A 17,019-nucleotide genomic window follows, 5' to 3' on the forward strand; every position below is an offset into this window, starting at 1 on the left:
AGGGGACGCTATGACAGCGTCCCGTTTTCCCGTCCTTCGCCTTAAACCCAAAGCTAACGCGCGCGCGATCCGTCACGGAGCGCCTTGGGTCTATGATAATGAACTTGTGCTCGATCGGCGCAGCAAGAACCTCGCGCCCGGCACTATCGCCGTTCTGGAAGACACAGAGCGCAAGCCAATGGGATTGGTCGCCGCCAACCCGTTGTCGCGCATAACCGCGCGGATGATTGAACGCGATGTAAGTGTTGCCATCGATCAGGCTTGGTTCGCGGCCAAGATCACCCGAGCGCTACAGTTGCGCGAGCGGCTTTTTGATGCACCATTCTATCGATTGATCCATGCCGAGGCCGATGGGTTGCCCGGGTTGGTCGTTGATCGGTTTGACACTGCATTGGTCGTGCAACCAAATGCTGCTTGGCTCGAGCTTTTATTAGACCCGCTTTGTGCTGCGTTGGCCGACGTTACCGGCGTTACAACAATTCTAAAGAACGCGTCAGGCCGCACACGCGCGCTTGAAGGTTTGGATGATGAAAATGCTGTCCTGCTTGGGCAGGCACCTGACGCTCCTATCATGGTGCCAATGAATGGTGCATTTTACGCAGCTGACCTAACAGGCGGACAAAAGACAGGACTGTTTTACGATCAACGTCCGAACCATGCCTTTGCTGCACGCTTGTGCGAAGGTGCGCGCGTCTTGGATGTGTTTTCCCATGTGGGAGGGTTTGGCCTCGCGGCCTTGGCGGGGGGAGCGACGTCAGCGCTGAGCGTTGATGGCTCTGCGCCTGCGCTGTCTCTGGCTGAAAAGGGAGCCGCTGAGTCTGGCTTTTCAGATAGGTTCAACACCCGAAAAGGCGATGCCTTTGACGTGCTCGAAGCGCTGCTGAAAGAAGGCGAAAAATACGATGTGGTGATCTGTGATCCTCCTGCTTTCGCCCCCAGCAAGCCCAAGCTTGACGTCGGTCTCCGCGCCTATGAACGGCTTGCAAAAATGGCGGCTCCCTTGGTGACGGAGGGCGGTTATCTTGGGCTCTGTTCTTGCTCACATGCCGCAGATCTTGGAAAATTCCGTTTCGCCTGCACCCGCGGGATTGGGCGGGCAGAGCGCTCAGGATCATTGATCCATACGGGCTTTGCAGGGCCAGACCACCCTTTGATGCCTCAACTGGCTGAAAGTGGATATCTCAAAGCGTTGTTCTATCGTCTGTGAAACTGTTCTTAGATACCTGCGTATTGTATCCGACGGTTATGCGCGAAATGTTGATTGGGGCGGCCAAAGCTGGGGCTTTTACACCGCTCTGGTCTGATCGAGTATTTGAAGAATGGCGACGTGCAGCACTGAGACATGGACCTGGCGCTGGCGTGGAGGTGCAGGGTGAATGCGCGCTGTTGAACGCGAGCTTTCCTAGCGCTGCTGTTAAAATAAACGCTGATCAGGAGGCGCGGTTCTGGCTGCCTGATCCCGCCGATATTCATGTAATTGCAGGCGCGGTAATTGGCTCAGCGGACGGGATAGTGACGCTCAATAACAAGGATTTTCCGGCGCAAATTCTGGCTGAAGAGCAGTTGAGCCGCGTTAATCCGGATGCGCTTTTGCTAGGCTTTTGGCATGCGCACCCGGAACTGATAACTGGTGTGGCAATAGCGATCTTGGATAATGCGCGCAAGTTGTCCTGCAAAGATTGGCGATTGGGGCAGCTTCTAAAAAAGGCGCAGCTTCACCGTTTGGCTCTTGCGGTTGATCCAAAATGATTTTCTGCGAAAATCATTAGGTTCAAAAAACCTTCTGCGAAGATTTTTCGCAGAAAAATCACAGGCATCAAATTCTTCGCAGAAGAATTTTACTGCCAGCGCGCCTCTAGTTTTTCCAGCTCAGCAATACGTTCTTCGGTTTTAGGATGGCTCATCAGCCATGCGGGCGCACGCCCAGATTGGCTTTTGGTTAAGGCATCAAGCTTGTGAAACAATGAGATTTGTGGCGCAACACCCATACCTGCTTTGCTCAAAAGGGCTGCGGCGTATGCATCCGCCTCATATTCGTCGCTGCGCGATAGGCGCGCTGCCAAAAGCGACGTGAGCATATTGGCAAGCCAAGGGCCCACGCCGGGGATAAACCGCCCAATGACCATTGCGAGAGCGGTTCGTAGAGCGTTTTGTCCCGAAAAATCAATCATACGCCGACGAGAATGCCCGAGAGCCACGTGACCCAATTCATGCGCAATGACCGAAGCGATTTCTTCGCCAGAGACCTCACCATCAAGAAATTTTTGGTAAAACCCGCGTGTTATGAAAATACGTCCGTCTGGCGCGGCAAGCCCGTTGACCGGATCAATCTCGTAAATGTAGACGCGAATGCGCGGCAGATCCAAAGCGCGCGCCATTTTGTCCATGAGCGGTTTCAGAACCGGATCCGCTAATTCGGTTGATTGCGTATCAAGCTCCCGGCCTGTGCGCCAAGCCGAAAAGCGGTACATGGCAAGACCATAAAGGATGGCCAGTAGGATAGGAGCGAACTTTAACATGAACGTGATATGGGCTTGGCGGCGTTAAGAGGCAAGTTCTCAGCCAAGGAAAATCCCGACAATCACCATCATTAGGCCAATCACTGACAAAAACAGCGATCCAAGGTTCAGGGGCAATACCTTTTGCACCGCTGCGCGTAGTTCCTCGTCGTTCAATCCCGCTTTACGCGCACGGTTCACTTTGATGATGCTCAAAACAAGGCCCACAAGCCCCAGACAAGAAATTGCAGCCCCAGACCAAATCAAAGCGTCCATCGTTGTTTCCTTCGCATAAAAGAGGATCGTTTTCCTTAAGGCACCGCCTAACCTGCGCGCTCTCGCCTCGCAAGCCCTTGCGCGCTCGCAGGCGGGGCGCTAGGTGAGTGGCTCAATTCTTTTCCATCAGCGGAGTGCACCCATGTCAGACGTAACAAGCGATACTTCCTACCGCGTAACTGCCGACGAGCTTCGTCAATTTATTGAACGTCTAGAGCGTCTTGATCAGGAAAAGAAAGATCTTGCTGAGCAAAGCAAAGAGGTCTTGGCCGAGGCGAAAAGCCGTGGATATGATACCAAAGTGATCCGCAAGGTCATTGCGCTGCGCAAGCGCGAGCCAGATGATATCGCCGAAGAAGAAGCGGTTCTCGAAATGTATAAAGAAGCTTTGGGAATGCACTCCTAAACGCAAGCCTTCTTATGGGCTAAGCAAGGTCACGCCAGGGATGCGGCTGATCTCAAAGATATCTTCTTCATATTGATCGGTCAGGTCCTCGACCAAATGTTCGGTCCAGCCTTGCAAATCCAGTTCTTCCTCGACCATATCGTCGAGGGCGAACTTATCCAAAAAAGCAGTGATAACGCGCCGCGTTTGCATTTCCGTCATATCCGGATGGCTCGCGAGATAACTTTCAAAGCGTGTCATGCCCTCTGGGCTCATGATCTCTGACAGCAGATCGAACGCGCCCTCAATGGGTTCATTTGCGGCAAGGCCCGCGATCTCGCGCACCAGTTCGCCCCAGATTAATGGCGTATCCTCGTTGCACCAAACCGTGACGTGCACGTTCGGCGCTTCTTGGCGAATTGATTTGATCAGATCGGACCAATAAATGTCGCGCGGGTCTGCGCCGTCGATAAACTCGACAAACTGCGTATGCGGCGTAGCGGCGTACATAGTCGGCAGATGTGTCGCGGGATTTCGAATGCCGAGAAAGAGCTCTACTTCATCTTCTGGAAACAGATGGGTGAGGTAGGCCATGCGCGAGCCAGCGTGAGGATAAATTCGGCCCTTGTGAAACGCGAGCTTTGGAACGCAAAAGAAGTTTTCATTATGCAAGATCAGACGGTCAACTTCATCTGCATCGATGTCCATGATCGCGTCCAAAAACGCCATGCGCGAATCCGGCCCCGCGGATCGTTTGGAAAGCGCCTTGATCGTTGCGCCTAGCAATTGGCGATAGTGGCGCGGGCGCGGCAAGGCAATTCCCTGCTCTTGAAACGCCGCGCGGTTCTTAAAGAGTGTTTTCAGAAGCTTGCCATCGTCAGTACAATGGACGCCTGCGTGGAGAATGACCTGCATTCGTGCCTGCTTTTCGCTGATCTACATTGGCTATCCACTATAAGCGCTTTTCTGGACAGTTAAACCGATTTCCGTCAGAAGGCGTTTCATGACGCAAATACTCGCAAGCTCCGCGCGCACGCGCCTCACGATGCCAAGCCTTTGGTCAATTGGCGCAGCCTTGATCGCTTTACTCGTTGTCTTGCCAATCGCAGCCGTGTTTTGGATCGCACTTTTCCCGACGGAAAACATTTGGCCGCACTTGGTTTCGACGACGCTGCCTCGGTATCTAAAGAACACTTTGGTGCTTATGCTTAGCGTCGGAGCCCTGTCCGCAGCGGTGGGCACAGGTGCAGCTTGGCTCATCTCCCGGTATACGTTTTTTGGCGCACGCTGGCTTGAATGGCTGTTGCTTTTGCCGCTCGCCATTCCTGCTTATGTGGGTGCTTATGCTTTGGTCGATTTCCTCGAATATGCGGGCCCTGTGCAAACGGCATTGCGCGATGTATTCGGCTGGCGTACTTCGCGCGACTACTGGTTCCCTGAAATTCGCTCTATGGGGGCCGCGATCCTCGTTCTAAGTGCGTCGCTGTTTCCATACGTCTATATTATGGCCCGCGCGGCCTTTCGTGAGCAATCGGGTTGCGGCGAAGAAGTCGCTCGATCTCTCGGGGCAGGGGCCATTGCCCGTTTTGTCCGTATAGGTCTTCCAATGGCGCGGCCCGCGATCGCGGCGGGCAGTGCCATTGTCATGATGGAAACCGTGAATGATTTTGGAACGGTGGACTATTTCTCTGTCCAAACGCTGACAACTGGCATTTTTAGCGTTTGGCTTGAAAGCAATAACGCTGGCGGCGCAGCTCAAATCGCCAGCACTGTTTTATTGCTTGTTATCTTGCTGGTCACGCTCGAGAAACTTTCGCGCCGTCGAAGCCGCTTTTTCGCGCTCTCTCGCAGTCATCGCGGCGTTGTGAGAGTTCCGTTGGCTGGACGACGTTCTGCTTTGGCCTTCGTGGCTTGTGCACTGCCCTTTGCGATAGGGTTCGTTCTGCCCGCAAGCGTGATCCTTAGTCATGCTCTTGATAATGCAGAACGCTGGCAAGATCCCGCATTATTGAGGGCGTTGAGGAATACTCTGACAGTCGCGGGCACTGCGGCCCTGGTCACGGTCTCACTCGGATTGTTCATGGTGTATGGGGTACGTTTGTCAAAACGCGCGTTGCCGCGTTTGCTTATGCCGATCACAAGTATTGGCTATGCGGCACCGGGCGCGGTTCTAGCCGTTGGTATCCTTGTGCCATTGGCGTTTCTCGATCACAAACTCGCCGACGCGCTAGAAGCCTTCTCTGGCCGCGATTTCGGCCTTTTGCTAACAGGTTCGGCATTCGCTCTTGTGCTCGCCTATTGCGTGCGGTTCTTTGCAATTGCGCAGGGCGCTGCGGACGCGGCAATGGGGCGCGTATCACCAAGCCTACCCATGGCCGCTCAATCTTTAGGACGGAGCAAGGGGCAAGTGCTGGCAAGCGTCTATCTGCCGCTCATTCGAGCCTCGGCATTGTCTTCGCTGTTACTGGTCTTTGTTGATTGCGTGAAAGAGCTTCCCGCCACACTTTTGCTGCGCCCATTCAACTACGACACCCTAGCAACGCGCGTCCATGATCAAGCCAGCTTGGAGAACCTTGGCGACGCGGCACCTGCCGCAATCTTGGTGATCGCAGTGGGACTCTGCGCAGTGATTTTGCTCGCAAGATCGAGCCGTTAAAAATTTTTTGCATTTTTGTGAAAAAGCCTCTTGCGAGTACCCGCGTCTCTTTGTATTCGCATCCGCAGTGCCCCTATAGCTCAGNNGTCCGTGTGGGGGCACCATTTTTCAATCCGACAAAGTCCAAAGGCATCCGAAAAACCCTGTGTTATAAGGGTTTTGCGATAGCTCTTTGTCCGATGCTGTTTGGTAGCATCCGATACGATACCCCCAGATTGGGGGTGTTTTTGGGGGTATCGGGTTTGAAGCAGAAAAGTGATGCCCCCAGAGATGCCATTGTCAGATATAAAGGTTTGATCTCTAAAGCCCCGCGAAAAGGCGTATAAGGTCTCAGATTTTGAAGGTTTGTTTGTCTTGGTGAAAACCAATGGCTCAAAGCTGTGGCAATTCAAGTATCGACTTTATGGTAAAGATCGGTTGCTTTCGATTGGCGTCTATCCCGAGGTGAGCCTAGCTCAAGCGCGTAAGGCAAAAGATGAAGCGCGCGCCTTAGTGGCAGAAGGGCGTGATCCGAGCGAAGCCAAACAAGAAGAAAAGCGTATTCAAAAAGCCGCGAAGGGCGAGACCTTTGAGAAGTTGGGGCAAGCCTTCTTGGCCAAGCAACGCAAAGAAGGGAAGTCCAAGGCAACTTTGGACAAGACCGAATATCATCTAAAGCTGGCAAACCGCGATTTTGGCAAGAAACCGATCTCAGAGATCACCGCGCCGATGATCCTAAAAACTCTTCGTAAAGTCGAAGCCAAAGGAAACTACGAGACAGCGCATCGCTTGCGTGCGCGAATAGGTTCTGTGTTTCGTTATGCTGTTGCGAGCGGCATAGCTGAGACAGACCCAACCTATGCGCTTCGCGATGCTCTCATTCGCCCGACCCGCGTTCACCGCGCTGCAATCACCGATCCCAAAGCTCTTGGCCAGCTTATGCGCGAGATTGATGTGTTTGATGGCCAAGCAACAACGCGTATCGGTCTACAGCTTTTGGCGTTGCTTGCCCAAAGGCCGGGCGAAGTCAGAAACGCGAAGTGGGAAGAGTTCGATTTCACGTCTGCGATTTGGTCGCTTCCTGCCGCCAAGATGAAGATGCGCCGCGATCACTTGGTTCCTTTGCCGCCGCAAGCCTTGGAGCTTCTGGAAGAGTTGAAAGAGATCACAGGGGAGGGGGCGTATCTCTTCCCAAGCCTGCGCTCTTGGCATCGGCCTATGTCTGAAAACACCTTGAACGCAGCGCTGCGTCGTATGGGGTATTCTGGCGATGAAATGACGGCTCATGGCTTTCGCGCTAGCTTTTCAACATTGGCCAACGAAAGCGGACTTTGGAACCCTGATGCGATTGAACGCGCTTTAGCGCATGTTGAGAAGAACGAAGTCCGTCGCGCATATGCGAGAGGGGAGCATTGGGACGAGCGGGTTAAGCTTGCCGATTGGTGGGCTGGTTATTTGGAGGAAGTGAGGGCAGATTGAACCCTGATGTGAATCAGAGGTGAGTATGGGCAGTATCGGCGAAGCCAGACTTGGAAAGCTGCTTAGCGACCTAATGGATCAGAAGCTTGGAAAGTGGCGAAATTGGCAAATGCCAAGCGTCGTTGAAACAATCGGACCTTATGATCCAAATTGCTTGTCTGAGTTCAATCTTAAACGTGAGCGAATTTGTGATGCCGTGGGTTCGTTCCTACGTTCACTCTCTGAACAAGACATATTGCTCCTTACGGATAGTTCTATCGATGATCCAAATCAGAAGCGGCGCGCGTGGCAAGCTTTTTTAGAGGCTGAAGTTGCTGAGTTGAGAAAAAGCGAGCCTAGCTGGTTTAAAGCCGGCTTCGGAAATTTGGCTTACGAAGCCGACTTTGAACATTGGGGCAGGATGCCGCATTTTACTCTGCATGAAGCGGTTAATCTATCTATTGGTTTTGAGCCAAATGAGTTTCCTAAAGATTTGCTGATGGAACTGGCGAAAGATTCCAAGCCAAGAGACTTCGCGTCGCCTTCTTTGGCGTTTTTGATAAAACGTTTTGAACTCATGGGGCGCGCGTTTTTGTTAGCGCGCCGACATGATGCTAGTATCGCTCGGAGCGATCTTCTAGATTGGTTTCAAGAGGTAGGTTTGGAAGTGCATCCCGAGTTTCTCGTTTCTCTTAAGAAGTTCTCTAAAAAACCTAGCGAAAAGCCACCAAGGTCAGAAAAAACCGAGAATTTGTCTTCTCAGGAAAAACGAACTTTACTTAAGTTAATCGCTGCAATGGCATGTGAGCAATACAGCTTTGATCCTAACGTTGCTCGAAGCGATGCCGCGTCTCGTATTCGAGATGATCTTGAACTCATCGGCGAAAACATGGATTCGAAAACCATCCGTAAGTGGCTCACAGAGGCAATGGAGTTCGTGGATAAAGACTACTGGAAGACACCGCGTTAAGGGATTCCTAGAGGAAAGCTAGGGATTCCGACAAATTCTCTCATAGTTTTAGCAGACTTGGCTGAACGCAATTGCATTCAGGAGCACTGCAATGAACAAAGAGAATTTCCCAAGAACAGGCTTTGTGCGCCTGTCCAATATCCTAGCGCCAATCGGCCCTATACCAGTTTCCAAATCAACTTGGTGGCAGGGCGTTAAAGAAGGGCGTTTCCCACAACCTCAGAAACTTGGCCCACGTACAACCGTTTGGAACGTCGAAGAAATCCGCGCACTCTATGAGAGTGACGCCAATGGGTAAGCGCGCGAACCCGATGCGGATCAAATCTGCTTTGACATACACACCAGAAGAGGCCGCGAAAGCCCTTAGCAAATCTACTGCGACGATCCGAAATTGGGTCAAAGACGGTTTGCCCGTAATGGCATCACGCAAGCCGATGCTGATTTCGGGCTTAACGCTTCGCACTTACATTCAAGAGAAGAACAAGGCCGCAAAGCAACCATTGGAGGCTGATGAACTGACGTGCCTTTCTTGCAGGGCAGGGCGCAGACCAGAGGGGATGCGTGTGAGCAAGGTTCCCCTCACGACCAAAACTTCGCTGCTAAAGGGAGTTTGCGTGCGGTGTGGGGCGACGGCAACGCGGATCATCGCAGTCCGTGACATCCCGCAATTCACCCAAATTTTCCATCTCACGAAAGGCGCGAAGAGCGAAGCCTAATAGACACCATCTCCCCCCGCCTAAACAAACACTAAAACAGGAGTGCTTCACCATGCGCAAAATGAATGAAGAAAACGAACGTATCAAACGCCGTTACTTGCAGTATCTCAAGACCGCTAAGCGCAGAGATCAAAGCACCGTTTTGAAAGCCGCCGAGGGTATTTTACGCTTTGAAGCCAGTACGCGTTACGCGAGTTTCAAAAAGTTCCGCATAGACCACGCAATCAAGTTTCAGGACGCTTTGGATAGTGAGGTCAACAGGAAAACAGGCAAGCCGCTTTCTAAGTCAACAATCCGATCCGTTCTTTCTGCGAACAAAAAGTTCTTCTTTTGGCTGGCAGATCAGCAAGGCTACAAGAGCCGCATTCGACATTCCGATGCGGATTACTTCAACATGAATGCCAAAGGCGCACGGGTGGCCAGTGCGTCACGCGAAACGCCGTACCCTTCGATGGAACAAGCGCGCCATGCGTTTTCCTACATGCCAGAAGCTACCGAGATCGAACGCCGTAACAAAGCTCTCTTTGCATTCTTCATGCTTACTGGCGCGCGGGATGGGGCGGTGGCATCGCTCAAGTTGAAACATATCAACGTGATTGACGGTTGCGTCTATCAAGACGCGCGCGACGTGCGCACAAAGAACTCCAAAGACATCACAACATATTTCCTGCCAGTTGATGCGGAGTATCTTGAAGCAATCAAAGCTTGGATCGAATATTTGCGCAAAGAAAAGCTATTCGGCCCCGATGATGCGCTCTTTCCGCCCCCTAATATTGGGATTGTCGATGGCGCTTTTCAAGTCGTGGGATTGAAACGCGAGACATACCAAAACGCCAACGCGATCCGCCAAGCCATCAAGGAAGCCTTCACCCGAGCCGATCTACATCCTTTCACGCCCCATGCGTTTCGCAAGACGTTGGTGAAGTGGGCAGATCGCCAGTATCCAACGCGTGAAGCCTTCAAAGCATTCTCGCAAAACATTGGCCATTCCAATGTGATCACCACGATCAGCGCCTATTGCCCGGTTTCAACCGAACGCCAGGCTGAACTGATTAAGAAGAAAAATAACGGAGAATGAGGTTTGCACTTTCACACAACCTATGATCGTGCATGAATGAACCAAAGCGTGAATTATGTGCAGGGCGGTTAACTTGGAAATCGAAGATTTTATCAAACGTTGGCAAAGCTCCGGCGGCAGCGAAATGGCCACGGCTCAAAGCTTTGCGATAAAGCTTACAGACTTGCTTGGCGTCGAGAATCCCAAAGTATCTAACGCGGACGGCGACTTCCTCGACTACCGCTTTGAGCGCCCGGTCACGCTGACCCACACAGGGCGCAAGCGCAACGGGCGGATCGACCTCTATAAAAAGGGTCACTTCATCCTTGAGGCCAAACAGTTCGTTTCCAAAGACACCGCCGACAAAGACACCCTTGCGCTTTTCCTAGAAAAAGACGCGCCCAAACAAACAGGCCACGGCAATCGCGGGACAGCCAAGTTTGACGACACCATGCTCAAGGCGCGCAACCAAGCGGATAATTACGCGCGCGCGGTGTCCAAAGAGGACGGCTGGCCGCCCTTCCTGATGATCGTGGATGTCGGTCATGTGATCGAACTCTACGCCGATTTCTCGGGCCAAGGGCAGGGCTACAACCAATTCCCCGATGGCATCCGATACCGCATCTACCTCGAAGACCTGCGCAAACCCGAAACGCTCGATCTGCTGCGCGCGATCTGGACCGATCCCTATAGCCTCGATCCCTCGCTCAAATCTGCAGAGGTCACGCGCGACATCGCGGCCCACCTCGCGGAGCTTGGAAAAAGTTTCGAAGGGCAGGGTCACGAGAGCGAAACCGTCGCACGCTTCCTGATGCGCTGCTTGTTCTCCATGTTCGCAGAGGACGTCGATCTGATCCCCCGCGACAGCTTCACAGAACTCTTGCGCAAACTGCGTGGCCATCCTGAACATGCTGAACCTGCGCTCAAAGGGCTGTGGCAAACGATGGACACAGGGGGCTTTTCGCAAACCCTGATGACCGACCTCAAACGCTTCAATGGTGGTCTCTTCAAGGACGCGGACGCGCTCCCTCTCAATAACCTGCAACTTGGCCTGCTGATCGAGGCGGCAGAGGCGGATTGGAAACAGGTCGAACCCGCGATCTTTGGCACGCTGCTGGAACGCGCGCTCGACAAACGCCAACGTCACAAGCTGGGCGCGCACTACACGCCGCGCGCTTATGTGGAACGCCTTGTCACGCCGACCCTGATGGAACCACTGCGTTCTGATTGGCGCGATGTACAGACCGCTGTGCAACGGCTCACCAGCGATGGCAAAGACGATCAAGCGCTCAAACTGGTCGAAGACTTCCACCGCAAGCTTTGCGAGACCCGCGTGCTCGACCCCGCTTGTGGCTCTGGCAACTTCCTTTATGTCGCTTTGGAGCGGATGAAACGGCTGGAGGGCGAAGTCACCGCGCTCATGGTCGAACTGGGCCAAACGCAAACCACCTTTATCACCGTCGATCCGCATCAATTCCTCGGGATTGAGCTGAACCCATGGGCGGCGAATGTTGCGGAGCTGGTGCTTTGGATCGGCTATCTGCAATGGCACTACCGCACCCACGGCACAGCGGCCCCGTCCGAGCCTGTCTTACGCGATTTCCATAATATCGAGAACCGCGATGCGGTGCTGGATTATACAGGCACGACCCCGCGTCTTGACGAGGCAGGTGCGCATGTGACCCGCTGGGACGGGATTACCACCAAGACCCATCCTGTGACGGGCGAGGAAGTCCCAGACGAGAGCGCACGCACCACCGTGCTGGATTATGCCAAGCCAAAGGCCGCGAAATGGCCAGAGGCAGAGTTCATCATTGGCAATCCGCCGTTTATTGGGGCCTCGCGCCTGCGTGAAAGCCTTGGCGATGGCTATGCAGAGGCGCTCTGGTCCGCCTATCCCAAGATGCCTAAATCCGCAGATTTCGTGATGTTCTGGTGGGAAAAAGCGGCGCTTTTGGCGCGCGCGTATTCTGCGAAAACAGGCAAAGGCGCGCGGCGGTTTGGATTTATCACCACCAATTCGCTGCGAATGTCTTTCAACAGACGAGTTTTAGAGCCGCACTTGAGTGATCCCAAAAAGCCGCTGTCGCTGGTTTTTGCGATCCCCGATCACCCTTGGGTTGACGCGCAGATGGCGGCGGCAGTTCGAATTGGAATGACCGTTGCTTGCTCGGGCCGTCGCGAAGGACAACTTTTGAAAGTTGTCAAAGAAAGTAAAGCTGAAACGGAAGACGAAGGCCTTACTGTAAAACTTGAACCTGAATTCGGAAAAATTTTCTCTGACCTTCGAGTCGGTGCGGATGTTGTAGCCGCCAAAACACTCAGATCGAACGAGAGATTAGCTCACCGAGGCATGCAGCTGATTGGCGCTGGTTTCATTGTATCGATCTCCGAAGCTGAGGCAATCGGTCTAGGTAGGACTACTGGCCTTGAAAAGCACATTCGCAAATATCGGAATGGACGCGATTTAGCTTCAATTCCACGCAATGTGTTGGCGATAGACTTATTCGGGTTGGCTGAAAAAGAGGTTCGCCAACAATTTCCTGCTGTTTTTCAGCACGTTTTTGACAAAGTGAAACCGGAGCGAGACCAAAACAACCGAGAAAGCTATAAAAAGAATTGGTGGATTTTTGGTGAACCGCGAAAAGACCTTCGACCAGCAATACGAGGTCTGTCGCGCTACCTTGCAACGGTTGAAACTTCAAAATATCGCTTCTTTACAATGTTAGATGAGGCGATTTTGCCGGATAACAAGTTGATCGCAATCGCGTTAGAAGAAGTGTCGAATATGGCAATACTATCGTCAAAAATTCATGGCTTGTGGGCTTTAAACTCGGGTGCGCAACTTGGTCCTACACCGGTTTATGTGAAGTCATTGTCTTTTGAAGCATTCCCCTTCCCAGACCCAACAGAGCCACAAAAAACCACTCTGCGCGCGCTAGGCGAAGAACTCGACGCGCATCGTAAAGAGCGCCAGAAACAGCATCCGAAACTGACGTTGACGCAGATGTATAATGTGCTCGAAAAGCTCCGCGCGGGGGAGGTGATCGAGGGCAAGGATAAAGACATCTACACTGACGGTCTGATCGGCATCTTACGCGATATTCACGACCGCATCGACGCGGCGGTAGCCGATGCTTATGGCTGGCCCGTTGATCTCTCTGAGGACGACATCCTGCACCGCCTTGTGGACCTCAACAAGGAACGCGCTGCGGAAGAGGCGGCAGGCCACATCCGCTGGCTGCGCCCCGAATACCAAAACCCCACAGGCGTACAGGCCGCCAAAGGCAAAACCGTCGATATGGATTTGGGCGTCACCGTGAAGATCGACAAAGCCCCTTGGCCCAAAACCCTCCCCGATCAAATCGCCGCCGTGCGCGAGGTGCTTGGAGAGCTCGGCGAAGCAACCCCCGCCGACATCGCCCGCCGCTTTGTGCGCGCAAGGGCGGGGACGGTGGAACCTTTGCTGGATAGCTTGGCCGCTTTAGGGCAAGCGGATGTGATTGGCGACGGGCGCTATGCAACCTTCTGATCTACGCTATCGGATCAAGCGGTTAGATGCGGATACGCCGCGCCACAAAGCCTTAGAACACGCTCTGCAAGAGGGCGTTGGTTACGGCTCTGCTTGGTATGGCTCGCAAAAAGAACATTGGCTGGGTTGGCTTGCTGAATACGATGGCCCCGGCGCGTATGGCCGTAGGGGTGATCCAAACAGAGACGCGCGCTATGTTTACAATCACATCCAATGCGCGCCCATGCTGTTTTGGTTGGCGGAAGCAAGTGGGATAGAGGACAAGCTTTTGTCCAAGGCTTTTAACGTTGTGATAAACGCTCCAGCAACGAATGCATCTCAATGCGCAGCTCTACGTCGCGTTTTGCCATGGGAGGCGGTCGCTATGAGATTGCCTAGCCCCTCTTGGTTCATTTCTATGCGCGCGACCTTGTTCAAGGCCCTAAAACGCTAAGAAAACCGCTTTGGGGGTGCTATTGGGGGTATCTTGGTCGGGTTTTGATTTATTTGAAAATGGTATCAGTAGTTTATCTGTTTAATGTGGAGACGTGTAGGGGGCACCATTTTACAATCCGATAAAGTCCAAAGACATCCGAAGAACCCTGTGTTATAAGGGTTTTGCGATGGCTCTTTTTCTGATGCTGGTTAATGGCATCCGATATGATACGCCCAGCGATGCCATTGTCAGATGTTAAAGTTCGATCTCTAAAGCCTCGTGAAAGGCGCATAAGGTCTCAGATTTTGAGGGCTTGTTTGTCTTGGTGAAAGCCAATGGCTCAAAGCTGTGGCAATTCAAGTACAGGTTTTATGGCAAAGAACGGCGTCTTTCGATTGGCGTCTATCCTGAAGTGATCCTCGCTCATCCGAGCGACCTTTCGAATCCTTGCGCCCGCGTGGTTTTGGCTTGCGCAGTGCGTGCAGGACCTTCAATGCCGCTAAGAACAACCAGTAAATTTGAAAACGGAGTGTTGCTGCAAACAGTTTGTTGGAAAGGGGGAGGCGGGTATTCTGCGACATTAATGATCTCCGTCCTACAAAAGCAGTGTTCTATCTATTCTACCCAACTTAATGAGTACTGTTTCAGAGCGATTTGCCTTGAACAATGCCCAACAGTTGGTGACGGCGTGAAGGGCGGCTTGATTAGGTCATTTGATCCACCTAACTGTTGGCTCGAATTCGTGCGACCGTATCTTGGTGCCGATGGGATCAAGTGCAAAAGGTTCCTCTGATCTAATTGCTTCAGCCAACAGTGTTTCGATACTGTCGAGTTTTGTCTGTGCACGTTCAACATCTGCAATGTTTCGCTCTGCTCAAGCGATCAGATGCAAGTTCTAATTTGACTGCAATACAAATGGGTTGCTACTGTTTGACGATATATGCTGTGCGCGAAATTGGGACCCTTATTGAGTTTCGTCCCCCGTTTGCAGCTAAGTTTATTCCGCGGAGTTTTCTCAGATGGCTAAGCCAGTGGTTCCTAAATCCGGACCTCAAACTGAAGTCCTGCTGGCGTCACAAGGCTTCACATCTTGGCTCGCTGACAATGGGTGCAGTGTTGCTCTGACGACGTATCAGGCGGGAAGGTTGTTTTTGATTGGCCGAAAACCTAATGGATCGTTGCGCGCCAATGAGCGATTGATTGAGCAGTGCCAAGGTCTCTGGACGAATGGCCGTACGCTTTGGACGAGCGGACTGCATACGCTCTGGCGCTTTGAAAACAACTTACGCCCTGAGCAAACCATAGGTGATGGGGTCGACTGCCGTTTTGCTCCGCGTGAGGGGCGTGTTACTGGGCAAATAGATATCCATGATATTGGACTGGGCGACACCAACCAATTTGACGAGCAAACCGAACAAAACGCCCCGGGTCCCATTTTCGTCAGCACAGCCTATAACTGCTTGGCAACACTCAGCGAAGCAGCCAGTTTTCGGCCCTTATGGCGGCCACCCTTCATCAGCAAAGTGGTCGGCGAAGATCGATGCCACCTGAACGGCTTAGCAATGGACGATGATCGCGCTGCGTATGTCAGTGCTGTAAGCCGTTCTGATGTTGCAGATGGCTGGCGAGAACGACGCCAAGATGGGGGTGTCATATTGGATGTCCACTCTGGTGAAGCTGTCGCGACAGGATTATCGATGCCACACTCCCCACGCCTTTATGACGGCAAATTGTGGGTGTTGAATTCTGGCCGCGGCGAACTCTGTACGATTGACCCTGCAAACGGTGAGATCACGCCGATTGCATTTTGCCCAGGATTTGCGCGTGGTCTTGCATTTGTAAATCGCTTCGCAATTGTGGGCCTCTCAAGACCACGTCGGAACCAAACCTTTGAGGGGCTAGAGCTGCAAGACCTGCTTCAAAGCAAAGACACTGCGGCTCGTTGTGGCTTGCTCGTCATTGACATCGATACGGGACGCACGGTCGAATGGCTTCGATTTGAACACACGATTGATGAGCTATATGACATTGCGGTGCTTCAAAACGTTACACAGCCCGAAGCGATAGGGTTCCAGGGTGACGCGATCAAAACAACAGTTCAAGTTGAGATGTAGGCGATCATCGTCATAATAAGTGCGAGCCGTTGGGCTTTTCGCGCAAGCAGTCACACTCGAAACGCGCTTTGCCGCAACCCTCTCGAATGTGAGGTGGATACATTGCCGCCTGAAGTTGAATTCGAATGGCTTAGTCGTCGCTCAAGCTTGACTCTGTGGCGGCAATATGCGGCAATAAATGATAGAATATTATAGCTATAGCATGCAGCGAGAGTTTCGGGATTTTCGCAAGTACACGTATTTTGAAGTGGTAAATAAAAATGACTGCACCAACTCTATCTGGCATTACCTCCGCGATTTCGTTTGAAGAAAACACCGTAAACGCAACGCCGCAACTCTTAGATAGCGATGTCACGTTCACGGATGTCGAAGGCGATTTTGACGGCGGCAGCCTCTCGCTGACAGGTTTGTTGGCTGAAGATACGGTCTCTGTGCGCGATCAAGGCACGGGCGTGGGCGAGATCGGGTTGTCCGGTGCGGATGTCACTTTTGAAGGTGCGGTGATTGGCACGCTGGCAGGCGGCGTGGGGACTGCGTTGACGATCACCTTCAACGCCGCGGCCACCTCAGCGTCAATCGACGCGCTGATCCAAAACCTGACCTATGCCAACAGCAGCAACACACCAACTTCGAGCCGTGATTTGCTGTTGAACGTGACAGATGCTGCAGGCGGTGATTTAGGTCCTGTGCCCGGAATGGAGAGCTTTAGTGAGCTGACAGGCGGCGCCAACCCGTTTGAAAGCTTCGACGTGGGTGATCTTAGTACACCGAGCTTCATCGATCTGGACGGCGACGGCGATCTGGATATGGTTGTTGGGGAAATCGATGGCACATTAAAGGTCTTTGACAACAATGACCTCGACGCTGGATTTACCGAGCTGACAGGTGCCGTCAACCCGCTTGATGGCATCGACGTGGGTTCCCGGAGCGCGCCGAGCTTCGTCGATCTGGACGGCGACGGCG

Annotated in this window: 17 protein-coding genes and 1 pseudogene; 15 read left to right on the plus strand and 3 right to left on the minus strand. The window is 52.8% G+C overall.

Annotated features, from left to right (window positions below):
- The first annotated feature begins 10 nt into the window (after positions 1-10).
- Both ACRBCU_RS16015 and ACRBCU_RS16020 read left to right on the plus strand, forming a co-directional pair.
- Positions 11-1,207, plus strand: coding sequence for an RSP_2647 family RNA methyltransferase (locus ACRBCU_RS16015; protein WP_431366395.1), 1,197 nt, complete (start codon positions 11-13; stop codon positions 1,205-1,207).
- Positions 1,204-1,749: an RSP_2648 family PIN domain-containing protein gene (locus ACRBCU_RS16020; protein ID WP_431366396.1), complete on the plus strand. Its 546-nt coding sequence runs from the start codon at positions 1,204-1,206 to the stop codon at positions 1,747-1,749. The genes ACRBCU_RS16015 and ACRBCU_RS16020 overlap by 4 nt, the downstream gene beginning before the upstream one ends.
- Before the next feature lie 89 nt (positions 1,750-1,838).
- Here ACRBCU_RS16020 and ACRBCU_RS16025 read toward each other — a convergent pair whose 3' ends face one another.
- Complete coding sequence (locus ACRBCU_RS16025) at positions 1,839-2,519, minus strand: M48 family metalloprotease (RefSeq protein WP_431366397.1); 681 nt, start codon at positions 2,517-2,519, stop codon at positions 1,839-1,841.
- A gap of 39 nt (positions 2,520-2,558) precedes the next feature.
- The gene (locus ACRBCU_RS16030) at positions 2,559-2,774 is read right to left on the minus strand and encodes a hypothetical protein (protein ID WP_431366398.1); all 216 of its coding nucleotides are present in this window, start codon (positions 2,772-2,774) and stop codon (positions 2,559-2,561) included.
- 142 nt (positions 2,775-2,916) lie between these two features.
- Between ACRBCU_RS16030 and ACRBCU_RS16035 the strand changes: the two genes are divergently transcribed.
- Positions 2,917-3,180 carry a DUF2312 domain-containing protein gene (locus tag ACRBCU_RS16035; RefSeq protein ID WP_431366399.1) on the plus strand — a complete coding sequence of 88 codons (264 nt, stop codon included), beginning with the start codon at positions 2,917-2,919 and terminating at the stop codon, positions 3,178-3,180.
- 12 nt (positions 3,181-3,192) lie between these two features.
- On the opposite strand, the gene ACRBCU_RS16040 is transcribed toward ACRBCU_RS16035, so the two are convergent.
- Complete coding sequence (locus ACRBCU_RS16040) at positions 3,193-4,074, minus strand: hypothetical protein (protein WP_431366400.1); 882 nt, start codon at positions 4,072-4,074, stop codon at positions 3,193-3,195.
- 88 nt (positions 4,075-4,162) lie between these two features.
- Between ACRBCU_RS16040 and ACRBCU_RS16045 the strand changes: the two genes are divergently transcribed.
- The 12 genes and pseudogenes from ACRBCU_RS16045 to ACRBCU_RS16100 all read left to right on the plus strand — a co-directional run.
- Positions 4,163-5,815 carry an ABC transporter permease gene (locus ACRBCU_RS16045; protein WP_431366401.1) on the plus strand — a complete coding sequence of 551 codons (1,653 nt, stop codon included), beginning with the start codon at positions 4,163-4,165 and terminating at the stop codon, positions 5,813-5,815.
- Positions 5,816-6,130: 315 nt separating this feature from the next.
- A pseudogene (locus tag ACRBCU_RS16050) lies at positions 6,131-6,337 on the plus strand (Arm DNA-binding domain-containing protein); the annotation flags it as partial.
- A gap of 54 nt (positions 6,338-6,391) precedes the next feature.
- Positions 6,392-7,273: a tyrosine-type recombinase/integrase gene (locus ACRBCU_RS16055; RefSeq protein WP_431366413.1), complete on the plus strand. Its 882-nt coding sequence runs from the start codon at positions 6,392-6,394 to the stop codon at positions 7,271-7,273.
- Positions 7,274-7,298: 25 nt separating this feature from the next.
- The gene (locus ACRBCU_RS16060) at positions 7,299-8,222 is read left to right on the plus strand and encodes a hypothetical protein (RefSeq protein WP_431366402.1); all 924 of its coding nucleotides are present in this window, start codon (positions 7,299-7,301) and stop codon (positions 8,220-8,222) included.
- Between the two features lie 91 nt (positions 8,223-8,313).
- Positions 8,314-8,520: a helix-turn-helix transcriptional regulator gene (locus ACRBCU_RS16065; RefSeq protein ID WP_431366403.1), complete on the plus strand. Its 207-nt coding sequence runs from the start codon at positions 8,314-8,316 to the stop codon at positions 8,518-8,520.
- Positions 8,513-8,938, plus strand: a complete 426-nt coding sequence (locus ACRBCU_RS16070) for a helix-turn-helix domain-containing protein (protein WP_431366404.1) — start codon at positions 8,513-8,515, stop codon at positions 8,936-8,938. Before ACRBCU_RS16065 ends, ACRBCU_RS16070 begins: the two co-directional genes overlap by 8 nt.
- 52 nt (positions 8,939-8,990) lie before the next feature.
- Positions 8,991-10,016, plus strand: coding sequence for a site-specific integrase (locus ACRBCU_RS16075; RefSeq protein WP_431366405.1), 1,026 nt, complete (start codon positions 8,991-8,993; stop codon positions 10,014-10,016).
- A 73-nt stretch (positions 10,017-10,089) separates the two neighbouring features.
- A complete protein-coding gene (locus tag ACRBCU_RS16080) occupies positions 10,090-13,527 on the plus strand; it encodes a class I SAM-dependent DNA methyltransferase (protein ID WP_431366406.1) in 3,438 nt (1,145 codons plus the stop codon).
- Positions 13,514-13,960 carry a hypothetical protein gene (locus tag ACRBCU_RS16085; RefSeq protein WP_431366407.1) on the plus strand — a complete coding sequence of 149 codons (447 nt, stop codon included), beginning with the start codon at positions 13,514-13,516 and terminating at the stop codon, positions 13,958-13,960. Before ACRBCU_RS16080 ends, ACRBCU_RS16085 begins: the two co-directional genes overlap by 14 nt.
- 307 nt (positions 13,961-14,267) lie before the next feature.
- Entirely contained in the window at positions 14,268-14,735 is a 468-nt protein-coding gene (locus ACRBCU_RS16090; RefSeq protein WP_431366414.1) for an Arm DNA-binding domain-containing protein, read from the plus strand.
- A 226-nt stretch (positions 14,736-14,961) separates the two neighbouring features.
- Positions 14,962-16,056, plus strand: a complete 1,095-nt coding sequence (locus ACRBCU_RS16095) for a TIGR03032 family protein (RefSeq protein ID WP_431366408.1) — start codon at positions 14,962-14,964, stop codon at positions 16,054-16,056.
- A 260-nt stretch (positions 16,057-16,316) separates the two neighbouring features.
- On the plus strand, positions 16,317-17,019 hold a 703-nt coding region (locus ACRBCU_RS16100; RefSeq protein ID WP_431366409.1), incomplete at its 3' end, for a hypothetical protein.

Source organism: Planktotalea sp., assembly GCF_050633725.1.
GTDB lineage: Bacteria > Pseudomonadota > Alphaproteobacteria > Rhodobacterales > Rhodobacteraceae > Planktotalea.

Bases quoted from the DNA above. Each gene is read 5' to 3' on its own strand.
- ACRBCU_RS16060 (WP_431366402.1), top strand. From the start codon at position 7,299: ATGGGCAGTATCGGCGAAGCCAGACTTGGAAAGCTGCTTAGCGACCTA.
- ACRBCU_RS16040 (WP_431366400.1), bottom strand. From the start codon at position 4,074: ATGCAGGTCATTCTCCACGCAGGCGTCCATTGTACTGACGATGGCAAG.
- ACRBCU_RS16075 (WP_431366405.1), top strand. From the start codon at position 8,991: ATGCGCAAAATGAATGAAGAAAACGAACGTATCAAACGCCGTTACTTG.
- ACRBCU_RS16045 (WP_431366401.1), top strand. From the start codon at position 4,163: ATGACGCAAATACTCGCAAGCTCCGCGCGCACGCGCCTCACGATGCCA.
- ACRBCU_RS16085 (WP_431366407.1), top strand. From the start codon at position 13,514: ATGCAACCTTCTGATCTACGCTATCGGATCAAGCGGTTAGATGCGGAT.
- ACRBCU_RS16025 (WP_431366397.1), bottom strand. From the start codon at position 2,519: ATGTTAAAGTTCGCTCCTATCCTACTGGCCATCCTTTATGGTCTTGCC.
- ACRBCU_RS16070 (WP_431366404.1), top strand. From the start codon at position 8,513: ATGGGTAAGCGCGCGAACCCGATGCGGATCAAATCTGCTTTGACATAC.
- ACRBCU_RS16015 (WP_431366395.1), top strand. From the start codon at position 11: ATGACAGCGTCCCGTTTTCCCGTCCTTCGCCTTAAACCCAAAGCTAAC.
- ACRBCU_RS16065 (WP_431366403.1), top strand. From the start codon at position 8,314: ATGAACAAAGAGAATTTCCCAAGAACAGGCTTTGTGCGCCTGTCCAAT.
- ACRBCU_RS16030 (WP_431366398.1), bottom strand. From the start codon at position 2,774: ATGGACGCTTTGATTTGGTCTGGGGCTGCAATTTCTTGTCTGGGGCTT.
- ACRBCU_RS16035 (WP_431366399.1), top strand. From the start codon at position 2,917: ATGTCAGACGTAACAAGCGATACTTCCTACCGCGTAACTGCCGACGAG.
- ACRBCU_RS16095 (WP_431366408.1), top strand. From the start codon at position 14,962: ATGGCTAAGCCAGTGGTTCCTAAATCCGGACCTCAAACTGAAGTCCTG.